We start from the raw sequence: 12,411 nt of genomic DNA on the forward strand, positions 1-12,411 counted from the left end.
GAAATATACTTGAGGTAGAAAATGAATCCCAACTTTTATATTGATTATCCATGATAAAAACGATATAAAACTAAAATCGCAAGAATTGAAGAGGCTATAAAACGTAATTTAAGGGAGCTTGGGTTTTATGAAAACTAAATCTTTAGAAGAAATTAAAAACTTACTCAAAGAACATAAAAAAATTTTACGAAAGCAGTTTGGTGTCAAAGAGTTAGCGATATTTGGCTCTTATGTTAGAGAAGAACAGACGCTTGCTAGCGATATAGATGTTCTTGTGGAATTTGAAACTGGGTGTAAAACGTTTGACAATTACATGGACTTAAAGTTTTACCTTGAAAATCTTCTTGGCCTGAAAGTAGATCTTGTCACCAAAAAAGCAGTAAAGCCCAGATTACAGCCTTACATTTTTAAGGAACTTGTCTATGTCTAAGAAAGAGCTAAAAATTATTTTACAAGAAATACTTGATGAAATTGATCGCATTAGGAGATTTACGCAAGGCATTTCTGCTTTAGAAGAATTTGTAGAAAAAGAAGTTGCATTTTATGCGGTGTTAAAATGTTTGGAGAATATCGGTGAAGCTGTAAAGCAAATTCCAGAAGATAAAAGGAAACTCTATCCCTTGGAATGGAGAAAAATTGCCGGACTTAGAGATATTTTGATACATGAATATTTTGGTATTGATAAGGAAATTATATGGGATGTGGTTAACCGGAAATTGCCAGAGCTTGAAGCCGCGGTTAAGTATCTGCTTGACTACATATAAATTAACTTGTCGAAATTAAAAAACTTAAGGAGTCTATAAGATGCAACTAAAAGAGCTTGGGTTTGGAGAATATCCAGCACATCCAGCAGAGCATTGAGCATGGTTGGAGCCGAAACGTCCTGGTCCACCAGATAGAAAGCGGCTTTTATCACGCTCTTTTTATCCTTGAATTAGGCGTTGGCCTTACCTTTGTGGGAAACCAGGTTCATCTCTATACTTTCAAGCCGATAGGCGTTTCTTCTTATAGACTAATACGTGCACTTCCAGAGGAGATGAAGAGCAATTTGCCGAGTGTTGAAGAATTAGAGAGAAAGTTGGGGAGTTGAGATGGGGTTTGAGGCGTTTTATACCCGCTGCCACGCCATTCTTGAAAAACGAGAAGAGGCATAAATTCTACTATCAATTTCTCTTTTTTAAAAACCAGCCCCCAACTTTTATATTGATTATCCATCATAAAAACGATATAAAACTAAATCATGTACCGCCCTGAATATTTAATTATTGATAATAACAACCTCAAGCTTTTTGAAGAATTAAATAATATCCTAAAAGAACAAAAATCCATTGATATAGCCAGTGCCTATTTCAACATCGCAGGATTTTGGCTTGTAAAAGATGCCTTGTCAAATGCTAAAAGATTAAGACTGCTGATGGGCATTTCTCCTCAAATAGGCGAAAAAGAGCCTGATCTCTTTCAACCAGAAGAGCAATATAAAAAGAGTTTCCGCCGTGACTTAGAGGAGGAAGCATTTGAAAGGGATAAAAAAGAGGCTGTAATATCTTTAATTAAGCTTTTGCAAAATCCTGCTTGGGAAGTTCGCCTTTATGATAAGGGGTTTCTCCATGGCAAGGCCTATATTTTTGATAAGCTAGCCATTGTGGGCTCTAGTAATTTCACCCACTCGGGTTTCACTTCTAATACAGAGCTTAACGCTGTTTTAGATGAAGCTCATGCAAGATATATAAGGGAAGAATGGTTTGAAAAATTTTGGAATGATGCTCGTGACTTTAAAGAAGAGCTTATTAAAATTCTTGATGAATCAAAATTTGGTACTAAAGAATACTCACCTTATCATATTTTTATAAAGGCCTTATATGAGCTTCAAAAAGAGGATATTTTATTTGAATACGACACACCATCGGCTTTACCCGCAAGTGAAGTAGATTTGGCCAATTTTCAGGAAGATGCGGTTAAGCGTATTTATTCAAGGCTTAAAACTTATAATGGTGTTCTCATTGCAGATTCTGTTGGACTTGGAAAGACCTGGATTGCCAAAAAGGTCATTGAAGACTTTGGTTTTTATAGACGAAAAAGATTTGTTGTTATTTGTCCTGCCTCAGTAGATGAACCTTTATGGAGGCCAGCCCTAAAAGACATAGGAGTTTCTGAAAACATTATCCATATGGAGGAGCTTGGAAGAGAGGACCTTAATTTCTCAGAACTTGAAAGGAAATTAAATTTTAGGCTTGAAGACATAGCCTTGATTGTCATTGACGAGTCTCATAACTTTAGAAACCCATTTTCTAATCGATATGAAAATCTGTTCACTTTAATAGAAAAAACCAGCATTGAAAACAAACCAAAAATTTTGCTCCTTACCGCAACGCCGATGAACAACACTCATTGGGATCTCTACTTTCAATTGATGTTATTAGCCCAAAATAATAAGAGAATTTTTTTTAAAGAAGGCATCTTTGATTTAGAAAAGGAATTTAAAAAGGCAGATAAAGGTAATATTTCCCAATTAGCAGATATTTTGCAGATTATCTCCATCAGGAGAACCAGACAATATATAAAGGATAACTACCCGGATGCAAAGTATAAAGATGAAACGGAGAATTGGATACAAATTAAATTTCCAGAACGAGAATTAGATGAGATAAATTATAGTCTTAATGAGACCTATCAAGGTCTTTATCACCAAATTGCCGAGAAGATAGAAAAAGGACTAAATCTTGCCTACTACAGACTTGAAGAATATCGGATAGCTGGCAAGAGAAACGAGATGGAACTAGGAAGAATGAAGGCCTTGGGGGGTATCTTACAGACCCTCCTCTTAAAACGCTTGGAAAGCAGTGTAAAAGCCTTTAGAAAAAGTATCCAGACACAAATAGATTTTCTTTCTACTTTTAAAGAGATCTTTCAAGAGGGTAAAATATTAAGAAAAAAGTTCTATGATAAATACCTTACTTATTTAGAGGAAGAAACGGAAAACGCAAGTTATTTAATAGAACAATTAAAGAGGAACCTTGAACCAGTGAAATTAGCAGAGTTTAATACAAAAAAGTTTTTTGAAGATTTAGACAAGGATATAAAAATATTTCAAGAAATAAAGGCCCTCGTTGCCCCTATAGATAAAAATCAGGACGCTAAGCTAAAAAAATTAAAAGAAAAATTGATAGAGCTTAAAGATAAGGGGAAAATACTTCTTTTTTCATTCTATGCAGATACCATTGACTATCTCTATGAGGCACTTATTCAAGACAAAGTGTTTTGCACTAAATTTAGTAAAAAAATAGCCAAGATAACGGGTAAATCTTCACCCCACGAGAGAAAGGAAAAAATTAGTAACTTTCTTAATTCGGATACAGATTTGCTCCTTTCTACAGATATTTTATCAGAAGGCCAAAACCTCCAAAAGGCAAGGATAGCCATAAACTATGATTTACATTGGAATCCAGTAAGAATGATTCAGCGGGCAGGAAGGATTGATAGAATAGGCTCACCCTTTGATGAGATATACATCTATAATTTCTATCCGGAAAAGGAATTAGAAAGCCTGTTAGAGTTGGTAAAGATATTACAGACAAAGATAGAAATGATAAATGAAACTATAGGCTTAGACGCTTCCGTTTTAGGCGAAAAGATTAATCCCAAGGTCTTTGGGATCATACGAGATTTAAGAGGGACCAAAGACAAAAAAGAAGTGATTCTTAAGGAACTTGAAGAGGAACAATTCGGAGGGGGAGAGCTTTTCTGGCAGCCACTAAAAGACTTTGGTCTAGAAAGATTAAAGGAATTCTGTGAGTCTCTTCCCCACGGCATTCAAAGTGGTCTAAAGAAAGGATTTAAGGGCATTTTCTTCTCGTATAAATATGAAGAAGACTATCATCTTTGGTATCTTTATGACGCTATCAATGACCGCTTTATCACTAATAAAACAGAGATATTAAATTTTATCTCCTGCAAAGAAGATGAGCCAAGAGTAATCCCTGAAGATTTAGATGTGTTTGAAATCCACAAAAAGGTAAGGAGGAAAATAGAAGAGTTTTTCTCTGAAGGTTTAATAGCCACAAAGATACGCGCTGTTCATGGCCGGATGGAGAAAACATTGCGAGACATGAGGGATGAGCTAGTATTTATCCAAGAGAATTACCTGGAAGAAAACGATGCATTAATACAAAAAGTTGATAATATAATAAATGGCCTTCCCAACATCTCTTTTACCAAGAAAAGGATGAAAACCTTAAGAAAAATCTGGAAAGATTATAAGCAGTCCAGAAATTGGCATATTATGCTGGCAAGGCTTAGTGAATTTTTACCTGTCTGCCGAACAGGCAGGAAGGAAAAGCCTGTAAATGAATTAGAGGAAGCAGTAGAATTTGATGAAAGTAAATTAAAGCTTATCTGTGTGGATTTTATCTCATAAAAGAGGACGATGTGGTAAAAATTGAAAAGGCTACGTATAAAAATCTTTTAGATAAAGTCTCAAACCTTATTGAAGAGGCAAGAAGGAAGACAGTCAGACATATAAACACAGTTATTACCCAGACTTATTGGGAGATTGGAAGACTTATTGTAGAGGAAGAACAGAGAGGCATGGCAAGGGCAGAATATGGTGAAGAACTTGTAAAAAGGTTATCAAAGGACCTTACAAAAAGATTTGGCAAGGGATTTACCATGTCAAACCTCTGGAATATGCGTCAATTCTTCTTAACTTACCCAAAACTCTACGCACTGCGTAGAGAATCTATGGATGAAAAACTCTACGCACTGCGTACACAATTGAGCTGGACACATTTTAGAATTTTGATGAGGATTAAGGATGAAACAGCAAGGCAGTTTTATGAAATAGAAACAATAAAGAACAATTGGTCCACCCGTGAGCTTGAGAGGCAAATAGACTCAGTGTTGTTTGAAAGGCTCACCCTAAGCAAGAACAAAAATAAAGTAATGGAACTTTCCCGGAAAGGCCAGATTATTGAAAGACCTGAGGATGCTATAAAAGACCCCTATATACTTGAATTTTTAGGACTACCAGAAAAAAGTTATTATACAGAATCCCAATTAGAGCAAAGACTAATTGACCACCTTCAAGAATTTCTATTGGAGCTTGGTAAAGGTTTCACCTTTGTGGCCCGGCAGAAAAGGATTACTATTGATAATGAACACTATTATATTGACCTTGTCTTTTATCACAGGATATTGAGATGTCTTATATTAATCGACCTAAAAGTTGGCAAGCTAGAACACAAAGATGTTGGACAAATGAATTTTTACCTCAATTATATAAAGGATAAGGAAATGCTCGAGGGTGAAAACCCACCTGTAGGAATTATCCTCTGTACGGAGACTGGTAGGAGTAGGGTATTTGTAGAATATGCCCTTGGTGGATTAAGTAATAAGGTCTTTGTTTCTAAATACAAATTGTATTTGCCCACTAAAAAGGAGTTGGAGGCTGAGATCAAAAAAGAAGCCGCCCGATTCTCCCTAATTAAAAAAAAGCAAACAACTAATAATGATTGATATTAAACAATTTATAGAAAGCCACATCCCTCAAATGGATAGCCCTGAAAAGGTCTATCAACTCTTTCAAGGCCTAGGATACAAAACCTTAGATCCATCTTATAAAGGAAAGGAGGCATGGGGACTTAGAGAAAAAGATAAGGAATTCATAAAACAGATTTATGCTATTGCCAATTATAAAAAGAAATTTCAAATCTTTCTGGTAGAACTAAAGACCCTCTCGCCAGGCATTCTAAGAGAAATCCCCCTCTATTTTGAAAGAGAAATCCAATACCCATTCTTTATTTTCACCCCTGATTATCAAAACTATACCTTTGTTTTGATAGAAAAAATCCGTGAGGATGTGGGGGTATGGAAGCGAAAAATTATCAAACTCAATCTGGATAGAGAGAATGCTTATTACACAGATAAATGGATTCTATCTGAGATAGCTCTCAAAGATCCTACAGACGACCCCAAAAAGATATTTAAATCCTTACAGCAGGCCTTTGGCATTCAGAAGGTAACAAAAAGGTTTTTTGTAGAATATCACAAAAACTTTGATATGTTAATAGAATCCTTAAAAAGGAATAATAGGGGTATCCCGCTGTTTAATTATCCGGAGCGCCTTTATGCCTTTGCCCAAAGATTTATGGGCAGACTAATGTTTTTATACTTCCTCCAAAAAAAAGGTTGGCTAGCAGGGGATAAAAAGTTCATTACAAACTGGTTCAACAAGACCAAAAGAGAGAGGAAAAATTTCTATCAAAGCATCTTAAAACCGCTATTCTTTGAAATACTCAACCGCAAAAGGCCAAATGATAACTCCCCCTTTGGGAAAATACCTTTTCTCAATGGTGGCCTATTTGAAAAAGACTATGATGAATTAGTTTATATCCCAGATACAACTATAGAAAATATTCTTAAATTCCTAAATTTCTATAATTTTACTATTTCAGAAGAAGTACCCCTTGAGGTAGAAGTAGCCGTTAATCCCGAGATGCTTGGAAAAATCTTTGAAAGTATGCTCCCAGAGTATGAACGTGGGGAAAAAGGCACATTTTATACGCCTCGTCCAATTGTTCATTATATGTGTAGGGAAAGCCTAAAAGAATACCTGGTAAGTTTTAGTGATATACCAAGATACAAAATCCTACCACTCATAGAAGAAGGAAGAGTAAAACAATTAACAGCAACCGAGGCCAAAAAAGTCTATGAATTACTGAGAAATGTGAAAATTCTGGATCCTGCTGTGGGTTCTGGTGCCTTTTTAGTGGGAATGATGCAAGAGATAATTCGTTTGAGAAAGGCATTAGGTTCAATTTTAGAAGAAAAGATATTAGATGCTGAGTTAAAAAGAGAGATAATTCAGGAAAATCTCTATGGCGTAGACATCGAACCAGAGGCAATTGAAATTGCCCGTCTAAGACTCTGGCTCTCTTTAGTAGTAGATGAAGAGAAACCTGAGCCCTTACCGAACCTTGATTATAAAATCCTACAAGGTAATAGCCTAATAGGAACTATAAAGGGATATAACCTCTTAAAACTTTTTGAATCAGGAAAACTTGAACTCCAAATTGGTAAAAAAGAAGTTATCCCTAGTAAACAGCTTGAATTGTTTAGTAAGATTGAAACGTTAAAAAAAGAAAAACTGAAAATTGAAGAAAAAATAAAAAAAGGCGCCTACACACTCTCTCAAGGTAAGTTAAAGTTTCTTAATTTTCAGCTTTATCAAATAAATAATCAATTAAAAAAATTAAAGCCCAAAGATAATATAAAAGTAGTAAAAAACCAGGATATGTTCGGCATCCAGGTTGAAGTGAGCGATTATCACAGATTAAGAAATCAGTTTGCCTTTATAACTGACCCTTTAAAGAGAAAAGAGGCAAAAGAAAAATTGCAATTATATGAAAAAGAGATATTCCGCATCGCTAAAGAGCAAATCATATCCAAATTCAGACAAGATATAAATAATATCAGAGAGAGATATAAATTTCGTGATATTCCCAAAACCAAGCAAAATAAGATAAACAAATTAGAATTGACCATCTCTGAAATAGATAGAATATTTTCCCAATATGAAAAAGACAAGGTTAAGCCCTTCTTTCTTCCCCAGTGGGAGTTTAAAGACATATATAGAGAAAAGGGAGGCTTTGATATTGTTATCGCCAATCCACCTTATGTAAGGACACAAAAACTTTCCGACCTACCTTATAGAGAGGATTTGAAAAACCACCATGGATATATTGATGACCTCTATGTACATTTTACCTTCCGTGCCTTTGAGCTTGCCAGATCAAGAGGCATAATAACCTTCATTACCTCTGATACCTACCTCACCTTGGCCTGGAAGGAGAGAATGCGCAGGCTTCTCCAAGATTACCGGCTTCGTAGGTTAATTTTAACTCCCAAGGCATTTGAGGCAACCGTTAATACTGCTATTTATATTGCCCAAAAAGAAGTGCTTTCTGATTATAACCTAACCTTCATAGATGCCAGAGAAATCAGCAGCAATGAAGACCAAAACTGGGAGGATAGACTTATTGTATTTGAGGAATTAAAAGAGATTGAAGCCTATGATACCCAAACCCCCGTAAGGCTGGGAAATAAAGAATTAGAGGTGTCTTATAGTCGTTATGCCGATATAGGGCAATACCGAGTACCTATTGAAATCTATAAAAAATCAGTAAAAAGGGTCTTCTTCCCTCCCACCGAGAAAAATCTCAAAATCTATCAAAAATTTATGCCCAAAATGAATGAACTTTATGAGAAATGGTGGGATAAGATAAAATCGAGTAAGGATATACAAAAGCATAAAAAAGAAATAAAAGGATATCTTTCTACTTTAAGGCCAGGGGATATTACTCTTCTGGGACTGATAACAGAGGGTGGACAAGGACTTGCAACTGCAGATAACGGCAGATTCTTGGCTGTGCTAGAAGGCACAGAAGAGGCAAAGAGGATTGAGGAGAGACTTAAAGATTTTGAGAAAAAGTGGAAGAAAAAAGATAGCAAAATTTATGAAACTTATCAGGAGCTGCTGAAAAGATATCCAAGAAACGAAGCATTGGATAAATTAAGAAGGAAATTTGGTGAAAAAAAATTGGGTTTCCCAAGGGGATTTATTTATAAAATTATCAAAAAAGAGGATGTTTTTGACATTGCCTCTCATTTATCGAAAATCACTGGCTTTGAAGACCAAGAGGCTGAACGACAGCGCATAATATTTGAGGGTTTGGAAACACCGAGATACTGGGTATCCTTTGAGACCACCAAAAGTGCAGAAGATGTCTACTTCTGGTCGCCAAATGTTATCTGTATTAACTGGTCTAAAGAAGTGGTGAAATGGTTTTTCAGGTACTCTGGGAAAAATGCTTATAGAATGCCTGTAATCCGCAATCCCCATCTTTATTTTTGTAAAGGGGTTATCCTATCTCGTTTTCACAGATTACGAGCAAAAGTAGTTGGTTATAGTATATTTGACGATTCTCATCCATTTTTGACAGTAATCAACAACATACTAGGTAATAATTCAGAAAAAATGTTATCTGCACTTTTAAACTCTTCAATCCTTGGTATTATATTTGATGAGTTTTACGCCACCAAGAAATTTGAACTTAACGCCCTCCGTCTCTTGCCCATCGTCATTCCCAGCGCATCACAGCAAAAAGGAATAGAAACTCTAGTTAACAAGGCCATTGCGATTCAAAAGAAGCGCTATGCCACAAAGGATGAAGATGAAAAATCCCGATTGTGGCAAGAACTTCAAGAAGTGCAACGGCAAATAAGTAGGAAGGTAGAAGAAATTTATGGGATTTAGAAATGGCACATGAAATATACCCTATACCTTCCATATTCTCTGGTTTAAGTAAACAGGAATTCATTGAACTACTGAGGAGGTAAAAAATATGAAAAAGAAAAAGGATTATGAGGAGAATTATTGCCCAATATGCGGTCATAAAAATGTACTGGAAGAAAAAGCTCAGAGAAAAAGTCCTTCCTATAAAAACAAAGAATACTCTTATTATGAATGTCCACGATGTGGTGATTTTTTCATATCTTATGAACTAGACAGAAATCTTCAAAGTGAACAGAAACCGCTTACTTTGATTTCATCTTGGATAAGGGAACAAAATGAAATAGGAAGAGAAGTATCTTTAACGACTGAGGCTTATGAAAGGCTTAAAAAAGATTTACGGATGCCAAGCGTCAGTGAAAAACAATTTAAATTAATGCAAGCACTCGAAAGACGCACCAGACCAGGGAAATGGATTGATTTCAGAGAAAATAAGGAGGCCCTTATAGCAGCCGGATGGTGTACTAGCTTAGAAGAACTTATCTTTTGGATAAAAACATTAATTGAAAGAAAGCTCCTAAAAGAAAAAGGTACCCAAACCTATAGGGCTACTCCTGGGGGTATTAGACTAGATGGACCTTCACATATTCAGATTACCGGTTCTGGTTGGGATTACTTGGATGAATATAAACGTCGGAAACCAAAGGATTCAAAAAAAGCCTTTATAGCCATGTGGTTTGACAAAAGGATGGATTCTATTTTGGACAATGCTATATATCCTGCTGTTGAGGAGGCTGGATATGAGCCAATAAGAATAGACCGTGTTGAACATATTGATAAAGTTGATGATAAAATCATTGCTGAGATTAGATCATCAAAATTCGTCATTGCAGACTTGACAAAACACCGAAACGGTGTTTACTTTGAAGCTGGCTTTGCTCTTGGACTTGGTATCCCTGTGGTCTGGTGTGTTAGAGAGGATCAACTAGAAAAAGCACACTTTGACGTAAGCTAGTTTAATCTTATCATTTGGGAAAATGAGAAGGATTTAAAGGAAAAATTGCTTAATCGTATTAAAGCTGTAATTGTCTAAAAGATGCCTGAAACAAATAAGATGACCAATTGTAACTTATATAAACATTGACACTTGTTTTCCTAAAATTCATGGTTTATGGGTCTATATACTCTTCAAAGTTATTACGCCAAGTCACATTTTGATTAATAAAATTCCCAAAGAAATTGACTATTTTTTCCTTTATATTTTGATCAGGGTTAACAATTGTAAGAGATGGTTTATTTGTATTTTTACAAATGGCCCTTTTAAATAGCCATTTTGCTTCAATATCTATATCTGGAAAGGAATATCCAATTATGATGAGTCTATCAGCCCGTTTTAAATAATCTTCTGCAACCTTCCAGACATTGGCTAAGGGTTCAGGAAAATCCTTAAAATATGTTGGGGGAACTAAGATAGGTTCCAATTGATTTTTGCATTCTGGACAGCGTTTTTTAAATATGCTCTTATATCTCCGATAGAAGGCAAGGGATACTTTCTTACAGTGTGGACAATATCCCCAATTAAGTGATCCATGAAGCTTGAGCAAATGTATATCTTTCTCTTTCCATCCATGCGTTAATCGGTCTTCATAGCTGGGGAAGTTTTCTATATGTTTAAATGGCAAGTGATAATTGCCAACAATACGGTGATTATTTATTACAGCAGCTTTATCAAGAAAGAGGTCATAGTTGAAGGAAATCATGCAGTTAACTTCATCTATTGGCATTACATAATCTATGAGCTTGTCATAGCAATTTCGACGTCGATCAGCACCGGAACCAGCACGCTTCCAGATGGTACTTTGTTCTAATGTAGTAAAAATAAACTCATAAAGGGCACGTTGGAACTCTTTAAAAGGCAACCACTTTTCTCCCCCTCGGCGCCCAAGGTCTACAAAGCTTAACAGTTCTTCAATATTAATAGAACTTAGGTAGTTGATGGACGTTAGGTAGTTATCAGGAAGTGGGTCATTAATTAGTTTCTCTAAGTTAGTCCCGTATAGTCTGTCTATAAGTTGAGCAGTTAGTCTAAAGGGCCTATCATCTTTAATTTCATAAATTCCATGCTTCTTGGCATCACGATAAAGAGAAAAACCTTTATACACGAAATCCTTTGTTACTGGTGCTTCAAGATGTACAGACGCACCAGCACCAAACACATATACATTTACTTTTCGGCTCTTCATCATAACTTAAGATTAAAATACCCTACAAAATGCTCCAAGTAAAGTAGATCCTACAATTTTTGTGGAATTTTTTTATGCAACATCTATCTTTCCAGAGGCTATGAGTTTCTCAGAGATATTTATGAAAAATACCAAAAGATAAATTGATTATCTCTTTCCCAAACAGTATATAAAATTATGCCCATTCTGTTAAGCTTGATTATTCTCAGTTACTGAGAGAAAGAATACACTAAACAAACGCAAAAAAGCTGGTAGAGGAGTTTAAAAAAATATATCATGATTGGGTGAATGAAATAAAATATCTTTTCAAAGGAGGCTAACAATGAATTTCTAGATATAGATTTTGCTGATATACGAAATAAAAAACCTACCCTTGGATACCGGTCTTTTAATAATTACAAACTGCAAAACTTACCGTGTAAAGAGGCCCAAAAAAGGTTATAACATTGTATAAGACATCCAAGATTAAAAAGTATTGGATAGGCGGAGGATAAAATGAAGGTAATATTTGACCCAGAAACCGATACTCTAAGTATCATTTTTAGAGATGATAAAATCTCTGAGAGCAATGAGATAAGGGAAGGCATTATTATTGATTACAGCAAGGACGGAAAGATTGTATCTATGGAAATCATGGATGCCTCTGAACAGGTATCAGAACCTCAAGGTATATTTTATGAGTTAAGAACTAAAGAAAAAGCTGTTGCTTAAGATGAAAGTGGCCTAGCAATTAAAATTATTACAGAAAAGATATGAGAAAGATTAAATACAAATTGTCTATAAGCTTTATGGGCTGACAGAGGAAGAAATAAAGATTGTAGAAGAAAGTAAAAAATGAAAATTATGCCATTGTCTTTGACATCCGCCCTCCTGTAGGCGAAG

General features: G+C 35.4%; 9 protein-coding genes. 8 read left to right on the forward strand and 1 reads right to left on the reverse strand.

Features of this window, described 5'->3' with window-relative positions; all coding sequences use genetic code 11:
* The first annotated feature begins 127 nt into the window (after positions 1 to 127).
* The 7 genes from HS1_RS11900 to HS1_RS11930 all read left to right on the forward strand — a co-directional run bounded on the left by HS1_RS11900 (position 128) and on the right by HS1_RS11930 (position 10,301).
* Positions 128 to 430 (forward strand): nucleotidyltransferase family protein, encoded by a 303-nt coding sequence (locus HS1_RS11900; protein WP_066065844.1) that lies wholly within the window; start codon positions 128 to 130, stop codon positions 428 to 430.
* Complete coding sequence (locus tag HS1_RS11905) at positions 423 to 764, forward strand: HepT-like ribonuclease domain-containing protein (protein WP_066065847.1); 342 nt, start codon at positions 423 to 425, stop codon at positions 762 to 764. The genes HS1_RS11900 and HS1_RS11905 overlap by 8 nt, the downstream gene beginning before the upstream one ends.
* Before the next feature lie 62 nt (positions 765 to 826).
* Positions 827 to 1,090 carry a hypothetical protein gene (locus HS1_RS12940; RefSeq protein ID WP_156469474.1) on the forward strand — a complete coding sequence of 88 codons (264 nt, stop codon included), beginning with the start codon at positions 827 to 829 and terminating at the stop codon, positions 1,088 to 1,090.
* Positions 1,091 to 1,240: 150 nt separating this feature from the next.
* The gene (locus HS1_RS11915) at positions 1,241 to 4,414 is read left to right on the forward strand and encodes a helicase-related protein (protein WP_066065853.1); all 3,174 of its coding nucleotides are present in this window, start codon (positions 1,241 to 1,243) and stop codon (positions 4,412 to 4,414) included.
* Between the two features lie 11 nt (positions 4,415 to 4,425).
* A complete protein-coding gene (locus tag HS1_RS11920) occupies positions 4,426 to 5,511 on the forward strand; it encodes a PDDEXK nuclease domain-containing protein (protein WP_066065855.1) in 1,086 nt (361 codons plus the stop codon).
* Positions 5,504 to 9,310 carry an Eco57I restriction-modification methylase domain-containing protein gene (locus tag HS1_RS11925; protein ID WP_066065858.1) on the forward strand — a complete coding sequence of 1,269 codons (3,807 nt, stop codon included), beginning with the start codon at positions 5,504 to 5,506 and terminating at the stop codon, positions 9,308 to 9,310. Before HS1_RS11920 ends, HS1_RS11925 begins: the two co-directional genes overlap by 8 nt.
* Before the next feature lie 88 nt (positions 9,311 to 9,398).
* The gene (locus tag HS1_RS11930) at positions 9,399 to 10,301 is read left to right on the forward strand and encodes a TIR domain-containing protein (protein ID WP_066065861.1); all 903 of its coding nucleotides are present in this window, start codon (positions 9,399 to 9,401) and stop codon (positions 10,299 to 10,301) included.
* 154 nt (positions 10,302 to 10,455) lie between these two features.
* Here HS1_RS11930 and HS1_RS11935 read toward each other — a convergent pair whose 3' ends face one another.
* On the reverse strand, positions 10,456 to 11,532 hold the full coding sequence (locus HS1_RS11935; protein ID WP_156469475.1) for an SIR2 family protein: 1,077 nt from the start codon (positions 11,530 to 11,532) through the stop codon (positions 10,456 to 10,458).
* A gap of 492 nt (positions 11,533 to 12,024) precedes the next feature.
* Between HS1_RS11935 and HS1_RS11940 the strand changes: the two genes are divergently transcribed.
* Positions 12,025 to 12,240: a DUF2283 domain-containing protein gene (locus HS1_RS11940; RefSeq protein WP_066065867.1), complete on the forward strand. Its 216-nt coding sequence runs from the start codon at positions 12,025 to 12,027 to the stop codon at positions 12,238 to 12,240.
* The last annotated feature ends 171 nt before the right edge of the window (positions 12,241 to 12,411 follow it).

Source organism: Candidatus Desulfofervidus auxilii (assembly GCF_001577525.1).
In the GTDB taxonomy this organism is placed as follows: domain Bacteria; phylum Desulfobacterota; class Desulfofervidia; order Desulfofervidales; family Desulfofervidaceae; genus Desulfofervidus; species Desulfofervidus auxilii.